The organism is Bradyrhizobium sp. 215_C5_N1_1, assembly GCF_052075935.1.
GTDB lineage: Bacteria > Pseudomonadota > Alphaproteobacteria > Rhizobiales > Xanthobacteraceae > Bradyrhizobium > Bradyrhizobium barranii.
In genome coordinates, this window is the sequence record NZ_CP197228.1 from 5,753,662 (window position 1) to 5,772,372 (window position 18,711).

Below are 18,711 nucleotides of genomic sequence, written 5' to 3' on the forward strand. Positions count from 1 at the left end.
GGCTCATGATCGCCTTGCCGGAGCAGAGGTCCGCAAGCGTGATAGCATGGCGCGGCGTTGACTTACTTCACATGTAAACGTATGCTATCGCATATTTCTGGAGGGTGCAATGGCTGAACGGTCTTTTGCTCGCGAAGTCGAGGATCTCCGGCTCGGCGATGGCGATACGTTCCGCGGCGAAGGCATCCTCGCCATCACCAAGGCACTGCTGCAATCCGGCGTCGCCTATGTCGGCGGCTACCAGGGCTCGCCGATCTCGCACCTGATGGACGTGCTCGCCGACGCCAAGGACGTGCTCGACGATCTCGGCGTCGTGTTCCAGAGCTCCGCCAACGAAGCGGCGGCGGCGGCGATGCTGTCGGCCTCGGTGATGTATCCCCTGCGCGGCGCGGTGGCGTGGAAGTCGACGGTCGGCACCAACGTCGCCTCCGACGCGCTCGCCAATCTCGCCTCGGGCGGCGTCACCGGCGGCACCATGATCATCGTCGGCGAGGACTATGGCGAAGGCTCCTCCATCATGCAGGAGCGGACCCACGCCTTCGCGATGAAATCGCAGATCTGGCTGCTCGATCCCCGTCCCGATCATGAGTGCATCGTCAATCTGATCGAGAAGGGTTTTGAGCTCTCCGAATTCTCCAACACGCCCGTGATGCTCGAGGTTCGTGTCCGCGCCTGTCACATGCACGGCAGCTTCGCCTGCAAGGACAACGTCAAGCCGGCGCACACCATCAAGGACGCCCTCAACAACCCCAGGCGCGACGTCAACCGCATCGTGCTGCCGCCGGCGGCCTATGAGCATGAGCAGGAGAAGATCAAGACGCGGATGCCCGCGGCGATCGGCTTCATCCGGGACCACAAGCTGAATGAATGGATGGGGCCGAAGCAGGGCAAGGTCGGCATCATCATGCAGGGCGGCATGTACAACAACGTGATCCGCGCGCTGCAATATCTCGGGCTGTCGGATGCCTACGGCAACACACAGGTTCCGCTCTACGTCATGAACGTCACCTACCCCGTGATCGACACCGAGGTCGCGGAGTTCTGCGTCGACAAGGACGCCGTCCTGATCGTCGAGGAAGGCCAGCCGGAATATCTGGAGCAGGCGATCAACACCGTGCTGCGGCGCAGGGACATCCAGGCGCGCATCCATGGCAAGGACGTGCTGCCGATGGGCGGCGACTACACCGCGCAGGTCCTGCTCGGGGGCGTCAGGGACTTCCTGGAGAAGACCGAGCCGCGGCTGCTCGGCAACCGGCCGCCGGCGCCGGACGCCGTTCCCGTGCTCAATCACCCCGCGGTCGAGAAGCTGAAGCAGGTTGTGCCGGCGCGCCCGCCCGGGCTCTGCACCGGCTGCCCGGAACGGCCGATCTTCGCCGCCATGAAGCTCGTCGAGGAAGAGCTCGGCCAGCATCATGTCTCGGCCGACATCGGCTGCCATCTGTTCTCGATCCTGCCGCCCTTCAATATCGGCGCGACCACCATGGGCTTTGGCCTTGGCCCGGCCTCGACCTCGGCCTTCAACGTCAAGGCCGACAAACGCTCGATCGCGGTGATGGGCGACGGCGGCTTCTGGCACAACGGACTGACCAGCGGCATCGGCAATGCCGTGTTCAACAAGCACGACGGCGTGTTCGTCATCGTCGACAATTTCTACACCTCGGCGACCGGCGGTCAGGACATCCTGTCCTCGCGCGCGACCAACAAGCGGCGCGACACCAACAATTCGATCGTCAAGGCCGTGAAGGGCATCGGCGGCCAGTGGGTGCGCCAGCTCGACCGCACCTATGACGTCGGCAAGATGCGCGACACGCTGAAGGAGGCGCTGACGACCAAGGAGGAAGGCCCCAAGGTCATCGTCGCGTCCTCCGAATGCATGCTGAACAAGCAGCGCCGCGTGAAGCCGCAGATCAACAAGGCCATCAAGGACGGGTTGCGCACCGTCAAGGAGCGCTTCGGTGTCGACGAGGACGTCTGCACCGGCGACCATGCTTGCATCCGCCTCTCGGGCTGCCCGTCGCTTTCGGTGAAGCAGCTGGACGACCCCTTGCGCGACGATCCCGTTGCCGCGATCGACAATTCCTGCGTCGGCTGCGGCAATTGCGGCGAGGTCTCCGAGGCCGCCGTGCTCTGCCCCTCGTTCTATCGCGCGGACGTCATTCACAATCCGACCGGTTGGGACAGGTTCAAATCCAGGGTTGCGATGGCCGTGATCGGCTGGTTGCAACGGCGGCGTGATCGCCGGCGTCCGGCGCTCGAGGCGTTGGCATGAGAGACGAGACGGTCCGGCTGGCCCTCCCCGCCGCCGGTGAGGCGACCGAGCGGCCGATCTCCATCGCGATCGTCGCGATGGGCGGCCAGGGCGGCGGCGTGTTGACCGACTGGATCGTTCAGCTTGCCGAGAACCATGGCTGGGTCGCGCAATCGACCTCGGTGCCCGGCGTCGCCCAGCGCACCGGCGCCACGATCTACTATATCGAGGCGATGCCGCCGCTCGACGGCCGCAAGCCGATCCTGTCGTTGATGCCGACGCCCGGCGACGTCGACGTGGTGATGGCGGCGGAGTTCATGGAGGCCGGCCGGTCGATCCTGCGCGGCCTCGTGACGCCGGATCGCACCACGCTGATCGCATCCAACCACCGGTCGTTTGCGATCGGCGAGAAGATCGCACCGGGCAACGGCATCGCGGACGGCGGCGCCGTCACCGGCGCCATCGGGGTTGCCGCCAAGTCCGAGATCATCTTCGATCTGAATGCGCTGGCGATCGCGCATGGCAGCGTCATCTCGGCGGCGATGTTCGGCGCGCTCGCGGCGGCCGGTGTGCTGCCGTTCAGCCGCGACAGCTATCTCGACGTGATCCGCGCAGGTGGGAAAGGCGCCAAGGCTAGCGTGGAGACGTTTGAAGCCGCGTTTGACCGGGTCAAGACCGGCGCACCCGAGGTCGCAGCGCCAGCGCCATCAAAGCAGGCCGATCACGTCCCCTCTCCCGCAACGCCCGATCCAGATCTTGCCGGGCTCATCGCAAAACTGAAGCAGGAGCTGCCCGAGCCTGCGCTCACTATGGCCCGCGCCGGCTTGAGGAAGGTCGTCGACTTCCAGGACGTCGCCTATGGCGCCGAGTATCTCGACATTCTCAAGACGTTGCACGCGGCCGACCGAAGCGCCGGCGGTGGTGCGCACGCCTATACCTTCACGGAGACCGCGGCTAAGTACCTCGCCAACGCCATGAGCTATGACGACGTCATCCGCGTGGCCGACCTGAAGACGCGCGCTGGTCGCCGCGCGCGCATCGAGAGCGAGCTCGAGATGTCCGAGGGACAGGTGCTCCAGACCACCGAGTTCATGCATCCGCGCATGGAGGAGGTCATGGGCGTGCTGCCCGCGGGCTTCAGCCGCTGGCTCGGGGCGCGGCCGCGCCTGCTCGGCTGGCTCGATCGCCGCGTCAACCGGGGGCGCAGGGTGCGAACCTACTCGCTGCCCTGGTTCCTGACCCTCTACGTCGTGGCCGGACTACGCGGCCTGCGACGCCGCTCGCTGCGTCACGCCGTCGAGACCGCGCATCGGAACGGATGGCTCAAGGCGGCAACCGATGCGGTCGCCACCAACTACCAGCTCGGTGTCGAGATCCTGCAATGCCGACGCCTCGTGAAAGGCTATTCCGATACCCACAGCCGGGGGCTGTCGAAATTCGACAGGACGCTGGCGGCGATCAAGCTGGTCGAGCGACGCGAGGATGCCGCCGATTGGGCGCGCCGCCTGCGCGAGGCCGCGCTGAAGGACAGCGCAGGCAAGGAGCTCGACGGCGTGATCCAGACCATCAAGACTTTTGCATGATTCCATCGGAGGGGAACGCCGGAGTGGATTGCCGTTCGACCCCCAAGACGTCAGGATCAGGCGACTTGACTACGATTCTCAAATTGTTAATCGGAGCGAAAGACCCGCGATAATCCCTCCAATCGACGAGACATCTTGTACTCGATGGTCATGCAATGCCGGCAGCACTCAAAGAGAACATTGTTCCCGTCCCTGGGCAGATCGAAACCCGGCTCTGGCTCCAATTGCTGTCGCTGCATGGCGAGCTGTTCGCGTCGCTGAATTCGATGCTGAACTCCGAGTTCGGCCTGTCGCTCGCAAAATTCGACGTGCTGGCCCAGCTCGATCGCTACCGGGATGGCCTCGCGCTCGGGCAGCTGTCGCAAAATCTGAAAGTCACCGGCGGCAACGTCTCGGGCCTGGTGCAGCGTCTTCTCGCCGACGACCTCATCAGCAGGGAAATGTCGAGCGAGGACCGGCGCTCCTTCATCGTGCGCCTGACGCCGAAGGGCGAGGCGCTGTTCAGGAAGGCAGCCGACGTCCACAAGAAGCATCTCGGCAAACGGCTCGAGAATGTTTCGGCCCGGGAGCTGGACGGTGCGCTGTCCGTGCTGAAATCCCTTTCTTCAAAACTTCATACCGAGAGCAAGAAGCAAAGTCGCAAGAGATAATGGCCAGAGAATCCAAGAGCAGATGGAAGTCGGGTCCGCCGAGGACGCGGGACCAGCTGCAAACCTACATCCCGTATCTGTTCAACCGGCTCGCCAATCGCTGGAATCTCGATCAGAACCGCGACCTGAGCGACCACGGCATCAACAATGTCGTGTTCCGGACGCTGTCGGTCCTGTTCATCTACAAGACCCTCACGGTCAACGAGGTCGCCGTTCTCGCGGTGACCGAGCAGTCGACGGCGAGCCGCATGGTCGAGTCCATGGTGTCATCGGGCCTCGTCAAGCGCGAGATCGCGGAGGAAGACCAGCGCCGCCGCGTCGTGGGTCTGACGGCGGACGGCGAGGCGCTGCTGCGCAAGATCTGGCCGATCATGGCGAGCAACTACGACAAGCTGATCGAAGGCATCGAGCCCGACGACATCGAGGTCTGCGCGCGCGTGCTGGCCAAGATGGTCGAGAACATCCGCCAGAACCAGATCTGATCTTGTTTATTGGAGCATGATCTTTTCGGAAAACCGCTTCACACTTTGCGCTAACGCGGCCCTCCGGGTCCGGATCATGCTCTACGGGCCAAGGCCGACCAGGCTGGTGCCGCCGCAGACATAGAGCACCTGGCCGGTGACGAAATCGGAACGTTCGTCGAGGAAGAAACTGATGGCGTGCGCGACATCCTCGCGCGAGCCGAGCCGCCCGACCGGCACGTTGCGCGCCATCCGCTCCTGCTGCTCGGAGCCCTTGGGAAAGATGCCCCAGAAATTGTCGGTCAGGATCGGCCCTGGCGCCACGACGTTCACGGTGATGCCGCTCGCGGCGAGCTCCAGCGCCCAGGTGCGCGCCATACCGTGCACGCCGGCCTTGGTCGCCGAATAGGCCGACCGCGTCGCCGCGCCCATCGCGGCGCGCGAGCTGACGAACACGATGCGCCCGAAGCGGCGCGCACGCATCCCCTCCAGCGCCGCCTGGGTCAGCAGCATCGGCGCGCCCAGGTGCAGCTGCGCCAGCATCAAAATATCTTCCGGCTTCGCATCGGGCAACAGGTTCGGCAGGATCACGCCGGCATTGTGCACGAGGCGATCAACGGCGTGATCACGGCAGATCTTCTGCGCGATCGCGCGCGTCTCCTCGATATTGGAGAGATCAGCGCGATAGGCCGCGAGCAGATCATGCGTCCAGTCCGGCTTCTCCAGCCCGACCGAGACCACGCGCTGCCCGCTCTCGACGAGCTTTTTCGCCAGCGCCTCGCCGATCCCCGAATTGCCGCCGGTGATGAGTGTCGTACGGATCTCGCTCATGATCAAACCTGCCGCCGCTTGAGGTCGCGAAGGTCGAAGAACGCACCGTCAGACATCAGCCTGGCGACGAAATCCTTCAGGCCGCCGCGCTGGATCTTCTCGGTCGCAGTCAACGGCAGGCTGTCGACGAAACAGATCCAGCCCGGCGCCTTGTAATAGGCCATCTGCTCCAGGCTCCAGCGCACGATCTCCTCGGCCCGCGCGCGGTCCGCACCGGCCTCCTCGGCGATGATGACCGCCGCAACCTCGTCGCCGCGCACCTGATCGGGCGTCGCGGCCACCGCGGCCTGCCGGATCGCGGGATGGCGATTGAGTACGGACTCGACCTCGACTGCGGCAATGTTCTCGCCGGAACGGCGGATCACGTTCTTCTTGCGGTCGACGAAATGGAGGTCGCCGTCCGCATCGCGCGACACGATATCGCCAGTGTGCAGCCACCCACCGTCCCACGCCTCGGCGGTGGCGGCCTCGTTCTTCAGGTACTCGCGGAAGAACCCGTAACGCGGGTCCGCACCTGCCCGCCGCACCAGGAGCTCGCCCGGCGTCCCGACCGGCGCGTCGTTGCCGCTGTCGTCGACGATACGAACGTCGACCTCGGCGGCCGGACGTCCGAAACAGCTCGTGCCGATCTTGCGCGGCTCGATACTGGCGGCGATGACGCCGCCGCTTCCCGTCTCGGTCATCGCCCAGGCCTCCAGCAGCGGAAAGCCGAAGCGCTCCTCGAACGGCGCATGCAGGAGCTTGTCGACGCCGGCGCCGAAGCCGAAGCGCACGGTGTGGGCGCGGTCCTGCTCCGATTGCGGCGCGCTCATCAGCATCGAGGGCATCACGCCGAGATAATGCAGACAGGTCGCGCGGCTGTCGCGCACGGACGCCCACCAGGTACGCGGATGGAAGCGATCGAGCATGGTGAGGCTGCCACCGACCGACAGCATCGCCATCAGCGACACCGCCATCGCGTTCATGTGAAACAGCGGCAGCGGCGTGATCATGCGCTCACAGTCGGGCCTGAGATCGATCAGCCCGCCGACATCGCGATACCAGTTTCCGGAATGCAGGAAATATGTGTTGGTGAGCACGCAGCCCTTGGGCTGTCCCGTGGTTCCAGACGTATAGAGCAGCGCGCATTCGCTCGCCTCGGTTCCGGCGGTCGAAGGCCGCGCACCTCCGAAGGGTACGGGAACGTCGCCCTGATCAGTCACGACCGGGATCGGCCGGCCGGCCTGGCGCGCCGCGGTCTCGACCTCGTCGCGCCGCTCGGCGAGGACGAACGCCGCATTCATCTCGGAATGCGCAATGATGTATTCGAGCTCGCTGAGCCGCAAATCGGGATTGATCGGCACGACGGACACGCCGAGCGCGTTGAGCGCGAACCACAGCTCGACGAACACCGGCCTGTTCTGGAGCAGCAGCCCGACCCTGTGGCCTTCGCCATAGCCCCGGCTTGCAAAAGCCGAGCGCCAGCGCTCGACCCGGTCGAGCATGGCGTGGTAGGAAATCTCGCCTGCCGCGATGCCATAGATATCGGCGGTCTCCGGCAGCACGTTGAGGAAGCCCGCCTCCTCCCGGCGAAGGGCGGTCTCGCGAAAGCGGGCGTAGACTGTGGTCGCAGCGGTCAAGGCGTACTCACATGAAAAGCTGGATGTTGCCGAACGGCGCGTCGAAATTGACGAGATCGACCCGCTTGAGCTTGATCTTCAGGGCATCGCCGACCTCTACGAATTCGTGCGACGCCCAGCCCGAATACCGCTCCAGCAGATCACCGCGGGTCTCGGTGTAGATATAGGACGTCCGTGCCTTGTAGATGCCCGCAGCCGGGTCGCACGCCACGATCCGCGGAGCCTGGAGAAGATGATGGCAACGGCTCTTCGGCTTCTGGCTGAAGGTCCGCTCGCCGGCGAGCCGCTCGACCCGCACCTTCAGGAGCAGCAGATCCTCGTACATCAACGAGGGCTGGAGCACCGGATCCTGCTGCTGCCATTCGAGCGGCATCCAGTAGCGCCCTTCGGGGTGAAACAGATCGAGCCAGGCCTGCCATTGCATCGTGTCGAGCAGCTCGGCTTCCAGATAGATCAAGTCCGTGATGGCCTTCTCGTCGATCATTCCGCGGCCTCGACACGCTTGTCCATGTCCATGGTCATGAATTTCGACCAGGCGTGGAACTGGTTTCGCATCTGTCGCTCGGACGTGCCGTTGATTACGGCCGTGACGTCCTGCTCTTCATGGCTCTCGTAGAGGCGCCGCAGATTGACCCATTGATTGCCGTTGGACTTCAGTCCTTCCTGCGCCCGCTCGTACATTTCGAGATCGTCGTGCCCGACGATCGAGGTCGGCGCATTGATGAAGCGGTTGTACATCAGCGCCCGCTCGTAGAGCTTGTCCGGCGCGCCGACCAGGCGATAGACCCAGCTCTCGACCAGCGTCTTGTCGACCGCGATCGGGATGAAATTGCGCAGGATCTGCACCGCGCCCTTGACCATGATGTTCGGGAAATACACCGTGTTGTGCCTGACCTCGCCGAGGATCTCGTGCGCCCGCTGCTCGCCATAGGCCGCGACCATCTGGCCGAGATAGCCTTCAATGTCCGAATAGTTGGAATGGATGGAGTTGGCGACGCCGGTATGGCCGTGGCCGTTCGGCCAGATCCTGATGCCGCTCTGCTCGTAGAACTCGTACGGGCTCATGAAGGGACCATAGAGCTGCACCGCCATCGGTGTCTCCGTGGAATCGCCCTGCTCGCGCTTCCAGACCTTGACCGCGGTGCCGGCCGAGCTCTCATGCGCCACCATCGGATGGCAGGTGTCGGTCTGGTTCTCGACCAGCATCTTCCAATTGCAGGTGTGCATGTAACGGATCGGCGTCGCCTGGACTGCGAGCTTCCCCTCCGGCGAGCGGTCGACCATGTTGTCGATGGTCGAGAGGCTCTCGCCGAAATAATCCTCGAAGGACACGCCGTCGTCGCTCAGGCGGGCGAAGATGAAATCGCGATAGATCACGACGTTCCTGACCTTCGACAGTCCCTCATTCGCCTGCGTGTCGCCAAAGCCGGTGCCCTCGTAGCCTTTCTTCAGCGGGATCGCGAGCAGCGAGCCGTCGGTCTTGAACGACCAGGCGTGATAGGGGCAGCGGAAGAACTTTCCGGTGTTGCCGCAGGGCTCGGAGGCGATCTTCACGCCCTTGTGCGGACAGCGGTTGTAGAAGACGTGGATGGAGCCGTCGGTGTGGCGGCTCGCCAGCACCGGCTGACGGCCGATATTGGCGGTGATGAAATCGCCGGGCTTTCCCAACTGGCTCGCGTGCCCGACATAAATCCAGCTGTTCGGGAACAGGTGCTCCATCTCGAGCTCGAATATCTCGGGGTCGACATAGACGTCGCGATGCACCTCGGCCTCGCGCACCAGCGCCGCGATCGCGTCGGCATTCTGTCCGTATTTCGCCATGACGTCCCTCGCCTCCCCTAGAGATCCAGCACCAGACGTTCCGACTTCGCGCGTGACACGCAGATCTGCATGACCTTGTTGGACGCCTTCTCGTCGTCGCTGAGGATGATGTCGCGATGGTCGGGTACCCCTTCGATCACGCCGCACTGGCAGATGCCGCAATCGCCGCGCTGGCAGTCGTAGAGCACGTCGAGACCCGCGGCCTCCAGCGCCTGGATGATGGTCTGACCGGCCGCGACGCTGACGACCCGCCCGGTCGATTTGAGCTCGACCTCGAACGGCAAGTCGGGCGAGGACGATTGCTCGGCCTTGAAGAGCTCGTAGTGGATGCGGTCGGCCGGAATGCCCCTGCCGAGCGCAGCCGCCTTCACCGCTTCAATCATGCCGGCCGGACCGCAGGCGTAAATGTGGGCGTTTGCGGCGGCATCGCCGAGCGTCGCTGCAATGTCCAGGCGGGACTCGTCGCTGTCGTAGTGGATGGACAGGCCCTTGGCGCATATCTCCTGCAGGTGCGGCAGGAACGCGAGCAGGCCTTGCGTGCGGCCCGCATAGTGCAAGCGATACGGGCTTCCTCGGGCCGCGAGATTCGCCGCCATCGACAGGATCGGCGTGACGCCGATGCCGCCGGCGAACAGCAGCGCGGGCGCCGCTCCCTCATGCAGATGAAAATTGTTGACCGGCGCACTGGCCTTCACGACATCGCCGATCTTCAGCGCATGCATGAACTGCGAGCCGCCGGTCGATGCCTCCTCGCGCAGCACCCCGAGCGCCAGCGTACTCTCGGGAAGGCCCGGCAAAGCCATCAGCGAGTACGGCCGGTCGCCTCCATTCGGGAGCGCCACGCGGATATGTGCGCCCGCCTGCCATCGCGGCGCGACGCCGTCCTCCACGCCAAGCACGAGGCTCCGTATGAACGGCGTCTCCGCGGCATACGATCTGACCTTGAGCTTGAGCGGATGCGTGTCCATTCAGGCATCTCACGAATTATATGAATTTGCATATTTTTAGACATGTAATAATTAGCTGTCAATCGCCGGCGCGGGCTCAGGCTCGGATGGCAGTCCCAGGCACGTCTCGTTGGTGCAGGGAGGGAGGTTGCCCGCGCCTCAGCAGATGACGGATCACTCCGAAGAACGGCCGGCCGTGCTTTCAATGGACTTTGCTGCCCGTGCACACGCCGCCTTTGAGCGCCCGCCTCGATCCATAATGGGCCGTGGGAAGATTTCAACTCAAGCTATTAATTTTGCTGAGGTATTTTATCACCGACGGCCCGCCGGCGCCGCGTTCAGTGCCCTGGTGACCGCGCAAGAAGACAGCAATCACGCTGCAAGCACAGCAATCGCTCTGGAGCGGGGAAGCATCCACGCCGCTAACGGTTGAGGGGAGCAAATCCAAGACCAAGCCATGTCCCTGTCCCCGAGCGGCACCGCCACACCCGCCTCCATTGTCGAGGCTCAGAAAGCCGTTCTGGGCAATCCACCCAAGGCACGCGCGAGCTTTGCCAAAGGCCGCTGCGTCCGGGGGACCTACATCCCTTCGGATCGGGCCGACGAGGTCACGAAGTCGCGGAGCTTCACAACACCATCGCGCGTGCTGGCGCGCTTCTCGGTGGACGGCGGTCCCCGCGAATCCGAGACCAGGGATCTCACGCCGCGCGGCTTCAGCTTCAGGCTCGGCAACGACGAGCATCGCTCCGACATCCTCACACAGAGCGCTCCGGTTCATTATGCGAGGACGCTCGATCAAATGCTGGCATTCCTCACCTCGCGCATGCCCGGTCGCGACGGAAGGCCGGACCTGGAGAAGATCAAGGCCTTCTCCACCGCCAATCCCGAAACGCTGCGTCAGGCGAACTACATCGCCGCGCATCCGCCTCCCCCGAGCTTTGCCGGCACGACCTACTGGGCCGTCCATGCCTTCCCTGCAACGAATTCGAAGGGCGAGACGCAGTTCATCAAATTCAAGGTCGTCCCGGTCGGTGGCGAACTTGCGATGATCGAGGGCAAGGGCAGGACGACGTCCGCCGACGTCCTGCACGACGATCTCAAGGGAAGGATCGCGACGCGCGATATCCGGTTCAGCCTGATGGCGCTGCTCGGTCGTCCCGACGACCCGACGCAGGATGTCACGATCCGGTGGCCGGATGAGGACAACCGGGAAGCCGTACGGCTCGGAACGATCGTGATCACCGCGATCGAAGCCGACGAGACGTGCGATACTTCCGGCTTCGATCCGGCGAATCTTGCGGAGGGCATCGGTTATCCGCCGGATGAGATCTTCGCGGCGCGCCGCGCCGCCTACGCCAATTCACTGGCTCAGCGCCGCTGATCGGACGATCACGTCTCGCTGTCTCTGATGCCAAGCGCTTCGCGGCGCCATGCCGCCGGGCTGACGCCCACCTGCGCCGAGAACACCTTCGTCAAGTGGCTTTGATTGGCGAACCCGACCGAGATCGCAATCTCGGACAGCGGCAGGTCGCGCAGGGTCATCAACTGCTTTGCCGCCTTTACACGCTGGCGGAGCAGCCACTGGTGAGGCGGAAGGCCGGTCGAGATTCGAAACGCGCGGGAAAAATGGCTAACCGAGAGACCAAACTCGGCCGCGATCTGTTGCAGTGAAAGCGTCCCGCCAAGATCCGAGTCGAGCCTTTCGCAGGCTCGCCTCACCTGCCATGGGGAAAGACCGCCCCGGGCCGCATCCGCGACGCGCTCCCATCCGCCATAGGTCTGGGCAATGTGGGCCGTGAACGCGAGCATCATGTGGTCGATGAAGAGCTGGTTGGCCTCCGCCGGACGACGCAGTCCTTCCAACATCAGGGCACCGACATGGCGCATGATCTCGTCGTCATGGCCGAAACCATACCGGCACGCGAGGTCGCCAATGGGCGGCGTGCGGGCTTCTCGCGCGATTCCGTCGAGCGTCAGACGGGGAAGATAGAAATGGACGGAATGGAACGGCTTGTCGATGACGAAGCGCGGATCGTGCCGGAGATCGTACAGATAGGTCGTACCGGCTCTGACATCCGTCTTCGTAAAGCACTTGCCGTGCTCCCAGAGCTCGCAGTCAGGATAATCCTGCAGCTTCAGGCTGACGAGATAGGCGTCGTCGGCAAGCGAGCCGGAAAGACCCTCTACCGGCTCACTGTTCAGGGTTTCGGTGACCGCAACGTCGACGCCTCGCCGCGACCGCGTGATCAGCGAAGGAGGTGCATCCGCCAGGCTCAACTGCCGCTTGACCCTCTGTCCGAAGGTGCCAGCCAGTGCCATTCGATCGACCCATCCGTGGAATTCTGACCAGGCAACCCATCTGACTGCCGTCGCCCTGGAGGTCGGTAGCATTATCCGCTTCGGAGTACGGCGGTCCAGTCGCGTCGCGGCGTGATTTGCGATTGCGACGGGCCGCCGCTGTCGATTGTGGCAAAGCCATTTTCAGAAGCGATTTCAATATCTAATGCGTAAATCGTGAGCTTGATTCTCCGCAGTCGTCCGAGGATCGCCGATCACAAGATCTCGCGTCCGAGTGCTTTGAGCAGAATCAGGACAAGCACCGCGGTTTCAGGAAAGACCCCGTAGTCCCACGTGCCTAGAAAACCACACCGAGCGCTCGCGGCGCGCTGCGGCACCCGTACGGGCGCAAAAGAAGCGATGGCTTCACGCCGGGCGCGCAAATCGCGCTCAGGCGCGAGTGCAAGGCCCCTGAGACGAGCACGTCCAATGAGCAAACCGATCTCGCACAATTCTGCGCGTGAAAATCCTCCGGCCGCATCCGAGCCAAGCCAAGGCCGATCGTCGTCGACCGGGCGGCGTGCCGCTGATGCCGAGATGGCGCGTGTGCTCCACACCGAACCATTTCGCGTGGCATTGGACTCCTCCGGTGCCGGGATCGCCCACTGGAAACACGAACCGTTGCACGACGTCGTCGAGCCCATGAGCCACCACGTCATCATGGCCTACAACGGCGCGGTGCAGCACATGGAGCGGCGCTCAGGACGGTCGGTTGCGATTGGAACGTTTCGTCGCGGGGCTGTGATCATCATTCCCGAAGGATCGAGCTCCCGATGGGATATTCCGAAGCCCGTCGACGTCGTTCAGCTCTATCTCCCCCACGCAACGCTGAAACGCGTCGCCGACGAAGCCGCGAGCGGCACATCGAGCGAACTCCTGGAGCGAACGGCGCATCCTGATCCCATTACGTCCCGATTGATCCTGAGCGCGGTCAACACGCTGGAGAGCAATGGGGCCCTGGACACGCTGTTCAGGCATCAGTTGATCGACCTCCTGGCGATGCGTCTCCTGGTTGCCCATACCGGCTCGCAAGCCCCATTCCAGCCGACCATCGGTGGGCTTTCGCCCAAGGTCCTGGCCCGTGCCATCGAACGCTTGCGCTCGGACAGCGATACCGACGTCTCCCTCGATGCCCTCGCCTCCGATGCCGGCCTGTCGCGTTTCCACTTCTGCCGCGCATTCAGGGAAAGCACCGGGCTCTCGCCTCACGCCTGGCTGCGCCAATACCGGCTCGAGCAGGCCATGAACCTGCTTCGCGATACCGACGCATCGATCGCTCTGGTTGCGGCAGAGCTTGGTTATGCTTCGCAAACGGCCTTCGCCGCGGCGTTCAAGCGATTGAACGGCGAAACGCCGAGCGATTGGCGACGACGCGTGCGTTAGCAGCAATCGCTCCGCGGGTCCCGAAGTGCCTTCCGAACGCGAGACTAACTCCATGGACAAGCCAATCGTGCACGATCCTTTGGGGGCTCTGCTGGCCGCACCCGGTGCGCGCCACAGCGACTCGCCGAACGTCGAGCGGCGGCGTGCCGATGTGGAGATGGCGCGCATCCTGAAGACCGCGCCGCTCCAGATGGCTTCGGACCCCTCCAATGGCGGCATCGCGCATTGGAAGCACGGCGCTCTTCACGACGTCGTCGAGCCCATGACCGACCACGTCATCATGACGTACCCCACAGGCGTTCAGCGCCTGGAGCGACGCGCCGGAAAATCGGTTGCAATCGGAACGGCCCGCTCCGGAGTCGTGACGATCATTCCGGCTGGTTCGAGCGCCAGATGGGATATTCCCGGTCCTGTCGATGTCGTCCAGCTGTATCTTCCGCACGCAACGCTCGAACGCGTCGCCCGCGAAGCCGACGCGCCCATTCCAGGTGATCTTCTGGAGCGAACCGGGCATCTCGACCCTGTCACATCCGGATTGCTGATGAGTGGGGCGGATGTGTTGGAGGGCAACGCGGTTCTGGATGCACTCTTCAGGCAGCGACTGACCGATATCATCGCCACGCGCATCCTGGCCGCGCACATCGGCGAGCCAACCGCCATCGAGCCGATCATAGGCGGGCTGGCTCCCCAAGCTCTGCGACGCGCGATCGAACGCTTGCGTTCGGACAGCGATTCCGACGTCTCTCTTGCGGCGCTCGCTTCGGACGCCGGCCTGTCTCGCTTCCACTTCTGTCGTGCTTTCAAGGAAAGCACCGGTCTTTCGCCGCATAGCTGGCTACGCCAGCACCGGCTCGAGCAGGCCATGAACACGCTGCGCGGCACCGAAATCCCGATCGCCACGGTGGCGGCTGAGCTTGGCTATGCCTCTCAAACCGCCTTTGCCGCCGCGTTCAGGCGATTGACGGGAGAAACGCCGAGCGATTGGCGACGTCGCATGCGCTAAGCAGCAATCACTCTGCAGGCAGAGCAATCGCTCTGGCGCAACTGCAGGTCCGCTCCGCTAAATGATCAGGGTGCCCTCGATCCAAGAGACGGAGACGAACAATGACCTGGAAGAACTTCGTTAGTCCGGTCAAACTCGTGCCGCGACGAAGGATGGCCGCAAGCGCCATCATGTACGGACTTTCATTGGCCGTTCGCTTCACCTCGGCAACCGGCGAGGAAGTGGAAATACCGCCGCAGTCCGTACACGACGCAAGTCCGGTGATGTCCATCATCGACAGGGATGGCGGCCAGCTCCCTTACGCCGACTGGCGTCCGAACGCCATCGAGCCAATTTTCTTTCGTCACCGCCGGCCGCCGCCGATGGCTTCGATGCCAGGCTGCCCCTCTCCCTGAGAATTCGCGATCTCACTTCACGTCTTCGCGTCATCGGCCTCGACGATCCGCCACGAGAGTGGCGGCGGCGGTGACGCGCCCATGCCCGGAAAGCTCAATCCACAGGAGATCATCAAATGCGACTCGTCATTATCGGCGCCGGCTTTGCCGGCATGTACGCCGCACTTTCTGCCGCGCGCCTGCGGGACATTCAGGGCGCTTCGCCCGAACAGCTCGAGATCGCGCTTGTTGCACCGGAGCCGACGCTCGTGGTCCGGCCCCGCCTCTACGAAAGCAAGCCGGAAACCCTGACGGCACCTCTGCAAGACGTATTGAAGGCCATCGACGTCGTCTACGTGAAAGGCAGCGCCGGGACCATCGATACCAAGTCTCGTGCGATCGAGCTCGTCACGGCCGATGGCACGAAGCAGACTCTCTCCTACGATCGGCTGGTCGTTGCCACCGGCAGCCGGCTTTTCCGACCGAACATCCCCGGCATCGCCGAGCACGCTTTCAGCGTCGACAAGCTCGACGATGCGATTGCGCTGGAGCGGCATCTCCATGATCTGGCCGATCGGCCTGCAAGGAACGGACGCGATACGGTCGTCGTGGCCGGCGGCGGGTTCACCGGTATCGAGACAGCGACGGAGATGCCGGCGCGGCTGCGTGCGGTCCTCGGCAAGAACGCCAAGGCGCGCGTCGTCATCGTCGATCGCAACAGCACAATCGCTCACGATATGGGCGCAGATTCCCGCCCCGTCATTGAGGATGCGCTGCGCAAGCTTGGCGTGGAGACCCGCCTCGGCACCGGTGTCGCCTCGCTCGACAAGTCTGGCGTCACGCTTTCCAGCGGTGAACACATCGAAGCGGAGACCGTGATCTGGGCCGCCGGCATGCGCGCCGCTCCTTTGACCGCGCAGATCCCGGCCGAGCGCGACAATCTGGGCCGCCTCATTGTCGACCGCGACTTGCGCGTCCCTGGTGTCGCCGGCGTCTTCGCCACCGGCGATGCCGCCAAGGCAGCGTGTGATGACGTCGGCAACCACGCGCTGATGTCGTGCCGGCATGCCACGCGAATGGGCGCGTTTGCCGGCAACAATGCCGCTGCCGAACTTTTGGGTGTCGCGACCAGGCCTTATCACCAGAAGGCCTACGCCACATGCCTCGATCTGGGAGAAGCCGGCGCGATCTTCACGCGAGGCTGGGATCGGAAGCTCGAACTCGTCGGCGACGAGGCGAAGCGGACCAAGCAGCAGATCAATACTGTCTGGATCTATCCGCCCCGACCGGAACGTGCGGCCGCGCTGGCCTCGGCCGATCCGGAGCACGTCGGCGAGGTCTAGCTGCCTCACGCGAAGCCGGGCCGCGCCGACCGTGCGCGGGCCCGGCCCGATCACCCCATACCAACCGGAGCCGACCATGATGAAACACGAGACCGTGCGCGCGAGCGCGTTCGCCATGCCGCTGACCAGCCCGGCTTTCCCGCCCGGCCCCTATCGCTTCATCAATCGCGAATACTTCATCATCCAGTACCGGACAGATCCCGAGGCACTGCGCCGGATCGTGCCGGCACCACTCGAAATCACCGAACCGGTGGTGAACTATGAGTTCATCCGAATGCCGGACTCGACCGGATTCGGCGACTACACCGAAAGTGGGCAGGTCATTCCGGTGTCCTATCAGGGCAAGGCCGGCAGCTTCGTCCACCAGATGTTCCTCAACGATCATCCGCCAATTGCAGGCGGGCGCGAGCTCTGGGGCTTTCCCAAGAAGCTGGCGCAGCCGAAACTTGAGGTCGAGACCGACACGCTGGTCGGCACCTTGAACTACGGCTCGGTCCGCATCGCGACGGGCACGATGGGCTACAAGCACCGGGCCCTCGACGCCGCGGCCGAAGCAAAAAAGCTCGCCGCACCGAATTTCCTGCTCAAGATCATTCCGCATGTCGACGGCACGCCGCGCATCTGCGAGCTGGTGCGCTTCCATCTCGAAGACATCACCGTGAAGGGCGCCTGGACTGGGCCCGCTGCGCTCGATCTGTACTCGCACGCCCTCGCCCCCGTCGCCGAGCTGCCGGTCCTCCAGGTGCTCTCGGCGAAGCATATCGTTGCCGACCTGACGCTGGGGCTCGGCACCGTGGTCCACGACTATCTGGCCTCGAGCGAAATCGTGCGGCGGCGCGGATCCTCCGAGACCCTGGTCGACGCCAATGCCGGCTGATCGACATTATCCGTACCATCGGGAGTCCTCAAAATGCTGAACGTGATGCGCGAGCAAACCAATCCTGTGCCGCAGCGGAGCAATTCGCTGCCCTACGATGTCGTCGCCCTGGTGTTGCAAGGCGGTGGCGCACTCGGCGCCTATCAGGCCGGAGTCTATGAAGGCCTGCACGAGGCCGGCATCCGGCCGAACTGGCTGGCCGGCATTTCGATCGGCGCGCTCAACGCCGCGATCATCGCGGGCTCGCCCGAAGGCGAGCGTGTTGCACGGTTGCGCGAGTTCTGGGAAACCATCTGTGCGTTTTCGATCGAGTGGCCCGCCGGCGAAGGGCTCGCCAACGCACTGCCCTTTGCGTTCGACATCAACTCGGTACGCAACGCAATGGCAGCGGCGCGGGCCTTGATCCACGGCCAGCCAGGCTTCTTCAAGCCACGCTTCCCCTCGCCGCTCTGGTCACCGTTCTCGGGCGACTCCGCAACCAGCTTTTACGATACGGCACCCCTGCACCGGACGCTGGAACGGCTCGTCGACTTCGACCGGCTGAACTCCGGCGACGTGCGCGTCAGCGTCGGCGCGGTCAACGTCCGCACCGGCAACCTGACCTATTTCGACACCGCCGAGCGCCGGCTGGGACCGAAACATTTCATGGCATCGGGTGCGCTGCCGCCGGGCTTCCCCGCCGTCGAGATCGAAGGCGAGCACTATTGGGATGGCGGCGTGGTTTCGAACACGCCTTTATCTCGCGTGCTGTCCGGCGAGCCGTGTGACACGCTGACGTTCCAGATCGATCTCTGGTCGGCCAAGGGCCACGTTCCCCACGACATGATGGAAGTGTCGAGCCGGCAGAAGGACATCCAGTATTCGAGCCGCACACGCGCCGTGACCGACCAGGTACTGCGGATGCAGAAGATGCGTCAGGCCTTGCAGCGCACGATCGCGAAATTGCCGGACGCCGCCAGGCACGATCCCGAGATCCGCGCGATTGCGGAGATGGCGCGCCATCGTTGCTACAACATCGTGCACCTGATCTATCAGACCAAGATCCACGAGGGCCATTCGAGGGATTACGAGTTCGGGCTGAGCGCGATGCGCGCTCACTGGCAGAGCGGACTGGACGATATCCGCCGCACGCTGGCCGATCCGCGACGCCTGGACCCGCCGGCTCCCGAGCTCGGCATCGTCACCCACGACGTCCATCGTCGCGACTGAATCTCACCGCCCACCTCGTTTCGGA

General features: G+C 64.0%; 17 protein-coding genes. 11 read left to right on the forward strand and 6 right to left on the reverse strand.

Annotated features, from left to right (window positions below; genetic code table 11):
• Positions 1 to 109: 109 nt before the first annotated feature.
• From AB7G19_RS27925 to AB7G19_RS27940, 4 genes are all read left to right on the forward strand, one after another.
• Entirely contained in the window at positions 110 to 2,269 is a 2,160-nt protein-coding gene (locus AB7G19_RS27925) for a thiamine pyrophosphate-dependent enzyme (protein ID WP_441268450.1), read from the forward strand.
• A complete protein-coding gene (locus AB7G19_RS27930) occupies positions 2,266 to 3,831 on the forward strand; it encodes an indolepyruvate oxidoreductase subunit beta family protein (RefSeq protein ID WP_441268451.1) in 1,566 nt (521 codons plus the stop codon). Before AB7G19_RS27925 ends, AB7G19_RS27930 begins: the two co-directional genes overlap by 4 nt.
• Before the next feature lie 155 nt (positions 3,832 to 3,986).
• Entirely contained in the window at positions 3,987 to 4,481 is a 495-nt protein-coding gene (locus AB7G19_RS27935) for a MarR family winged helix-turn-helix transcriptional regulator (protein ID WP_085401716.1), read from the forward strand.
• Positions 4,481 to 4,963, forward strand: coding sequence for a MarR family winged helix-turn-helix transcriptional regulator (locus AB7G19_RS27940; RefSeq protein WP_028153094.1), 483 nt, complete (start codon positions 4,481 to 4,483; stop codon positions 4,961 to 4,963). The genes AB7G19_RS27935 and AB7G19_RS27940 overlap by 1 nt, the downstream gene beginning before the upstream one ends.
• Before the next feature lie 81 nt (positions 4,964 to 5,044).
• Here the strand turns inward: AB7G19_RS27940 and AB7G19_RS27945 are convergent, their stop codons facing one another.
• The 5 genes from AB7G19_RS27945 to AB7G19_RS27965 are packed head-to-tail and all read right to left on the reverse strand — an operon-like array spanning position 5,045 to position 10,181.
• Positions 5,045 to 5,773 (reverse strand): SDR family NAD(P)-dependent oxidoreductase, encoded by a 729-nt coding sequence (locus AB7G19_RS27945; RefSeq protein WP_441268452.1) that lies wholly within the window; start codon positions 5,771 to 5,773, stop codon positions 5,045 to 5,047.
• Positions 5,774 to 5,775: 2 nt separating this feature from the next.
• Positions 5,776 to 7,392, reverse strand: coding sequence for an ATP-dependent acyl-CoA ligase (locus AB7G19_RS27950; protein ID WP_441268453.1), 1,617 nt, complete (start codon positions 7,390 to 7,392; stop codon positions 5,776 to 5,778).
• A 7-nt stretch (positions 7,393 to 7,399) separates the two neighbouring features.
• Positions 7,400 to 7,876 (reverse strand): aromatic-ring-hydroxylating dioxygenase subunit beta, encoded by a 477-nt coding sequence (locus AB7G19_RS27955; RefSeq protein WP_441268454.1) that lies wholly within the window; start codon positions 7,874 to 7,876, stop codon positions 7,400 to 7,402.
• Complete coding sequence (locus AB7G19_RS27960; protein WP_441268455.1) at positions 7,873 to 9,213, reverse strand: Rieske 2Fe-2S domain-containing protein; 1,341 nt, start codon at positions 9,211 to 9,213, stop codon at positions 7,873 to 7,875. Before AB7G19_RS27960 ends, AB7G19_RS27955 begins: the two co-directional genes overlap by 4 nt.
• 17 nt (positions 9,214 to 9,230) lie before the next feature.
• Positions 9,231 to 10,181 carry a PDR/VanB family oxidoreductase gene (locus tag AB7G19_RS27965; protein ID WP_441268456.1) on the reverse strand — a complete coding sequence of 317 codons (951 nt, stop codon included), beginning with the start codon at positions 10,179 to 10,181 and terminating at the stop codon, positions 9,231 to 9,233.
• 436 nt (positions 10,182 to 10,617) lie between these two features.
• Between AB7G19_RS27965 and AB7G19_RS27970 the strand changes: the two genes are divergently transcribed.
• The gene (locus AB7G19_RS27970) at positions 10,618 to 11,541 is read left to right on the forward strand and encodes a catalase (protein WP_441268457.1); all 924 of its coding nucleotides are present in this window, start codon (positions 10,618 to 10,620) and stop codon (positions 11,539 to 11,541) included.
• Between the two features lie 8 nt (positions 11,542 to 11,549).
• On the opposite strand, the gene AB7G19_RS27975 is transcribed toward AB7G19_RS27970, so the two are convergent.
• A complete protein-coding gene (locus AB7G19_RS27975; RefSeq protein ID WP_441268458.1) occupies positions 11,550 to 12,479 on the reverse strand; it encodes a helix-turn-helix domain-containing protein in 930 nt (309 codons plus the stop codon).
• 447 nt (positions 12,480 to 12,926) lie between these two features.
• Between AB7G19_RS27975 and AB7G19_RS27980 the strand changes: the two genes are divergently transcribed.
• From AB7G19_RS27980 to AB7G19_RS28005, 6 genes are all read left to right on the forward strand, one after another.
• Complete coding sequence (locus tag AB7G19_RS27980) at positions 12,927 to 13,880, forward strand: helix-turn-helix domain-containing protein (RefSeq protein WP_441268459.1); 954 nt, start codon at positions 12,927 to 12,929, stop codon at positions 13,878 to 13,880.
• A 52-nt stretch (positions 13,881 to 13,932) separates the two neighbouring features.
• A complete protein-coding gene (locus AB7G19_RS27985) occupies positions 13,933 to 14,883 on the forward strand; it encodes a helix-turn-helix transcriptional regulator (protein WP_441268460.1) in 951 nt (316 codons plus the stop codon).
• Between the two features lie 101 nt (positions 14,884 to 14,984).
• Positions 14,985 to 15,278, forward strand: coding sequence for a hypothetical protein (locus tag AB7G19_RS27990; protein WP_441268461.1), 294 nt, complete (start codon positions 14,985 to 14,987; stop codon positions 15,276 to 15,278).
• A gap of 116 nt (positions 15,279 to 15,394) precedes the next feature.
• Complete coding sequence (locus tag AB7G19_RS27995; protein ID WP_441268462.1) at positions 15,395 to 16,600, forward strand: NAD(P)/FAD-dependent oxidoreductase; 1,206 nt, start codon at positions 15,395 to 15,397, stop codon at positions 16,598 to 16,600.
• A gap of 79 nt (positions 16,601 to 16,679) precedes the next feature.
• Entirely contained in the window at positions 16,680 to 17,477 is a 798-nt protein-coding gene (locus tag AB7G19_RS28000) for an acetoacetate decarboxylase (RefSeq protein ID WP_166353821.1), read from the forward strand.
• 33 nt (positions 17,478 to 17,510) lie between these two features.
• Complete coding sequence (locus tag AB7G19_RS28005; RefSeq protein ID WP_441268463.1) at positions 17,511 to 18,686, forward strand: DUF3734 domain-containing protein; 1,176 nt, start codon at positions 17,511 to 17,513, stop codon at positions 18,684 to 18,686.
• Positions 18,687 to 18,711 lie beyond the last annotated feature (25 nt).

Bases quoted from the DNA above. Each gene is read 5' to 3' on its own strand.
- AB7G19_RS27925 (WP_441268450.1), top strand. From the start codon at position 110: ATGGCTGAACGGTCTTTTGCTCGCGAAGTCGAGGATCTCCGGCTCGGC.
- AB7G19_RS27930 (WP_441268451.1), top strand. From the start codon at position 2,266: ATGAGAGACGAGACGGTCCGGCTGGCCCTCCCCGCCGCCGGTGAGGCG.
- AB7G19_RS27935 (WP_085401716.1), top strand. From the start codon at position 3,987: ATGCCGGCAGCACTCAAAGAGAACATTGTTCCCGTCCCTGGGCAGATC.
- AB7G19_RS27940 (WP_028153094.1), top strand. From the start codon at position 4,481: ATGGCCAGAGAATCCAAGAGCAGATGGAAGTCGGGTCCGCCGAGGACG.
- AB7G19_RS27945 (WP_441268452.1), bottom strand. From the start codon at position 5,773: ATGAGCGAGATCCGTACGACACTCATCACCGGCGGCAATTCGGGGATC.
- AB7G19_RS27955 (WP_441268454.1), bottom strand. From the start codon at position 7,876: ATGATCGACGAGAAGGCCATCACGGACTTGATCTATCTGGAAGCCGAG.
- AB7G19_RS27960 (WP_441268455.1), bottom strand. From the start codon at position 9,213: ATGGCGAAATACGGACAGAATGCCGACGCGATCGCGGCGCTGGTGCGC.
- AB7G19_RS27965 (WP_441268456.1), bottom strand. From the start codon at position 10,181: ATGGACACGCATCCGCTCAAGCTCAAGGTCAGATCGTATGCCGCGGAG.
- AB7G19_RS27970 (WP_441268457.1), top strand. From the start codon at position 10,618: ATGTCCCTGTCCCCGAGCGGCACCGCCACACCCGCCTCCATTGTCGAG.
- AB7G19_RS27975 (WP_441268458.1), bottom strand. From the start codon at position 12,479: ATGGCACTGGCTGGCACCTTCGGACAGAGGGTCAAGCGGCAGTTGAGC.
- AB7G19_RS27980 (WP_441268459.1), top strand. From the start codon at position 12,927: ATGAGCAAACCGATCTCGCACAATTCTGCGCGTGAAAATCCTCCGGCC.
- AB7G19_RS27985 (WP_441268460.1), top strand. From the start codon at position 13,933: ATGGACAAGCCAATCGTGCACGATCCTTTGGGGGCTCTGCTGGCCGCA.
- AB7G19_RS27990 (WP_441268461.1), top strand. From the start codon at position 14,985: ATGACCTGGAAGAACTTCGTTAGTCCGGTCAAACTCGTGCCGCGACGA.
- AB7G19_RS27995 (WP_441268462.1), top strand. From the start codon at position 15,395: ATGCGACTCGTCATTATCGGCGCCGGCTTTGCCGGCATGTACGCCGCA.
- AB7G19_RS28000 (WP_166353821.1), top strand. From the start codon at position 16,680: ATGAAACACGAGACCGTGCGCGCGAGCGCGTTCGCCATGCCGCTGACC.
- AB7G19_RS28005 (WP_441268463.1), top strand. From the start codon at position 17,511: ATGCTGAACGTGATGCGCGAGCAAACCAATCCTGTGCCGCAGCGGAGC.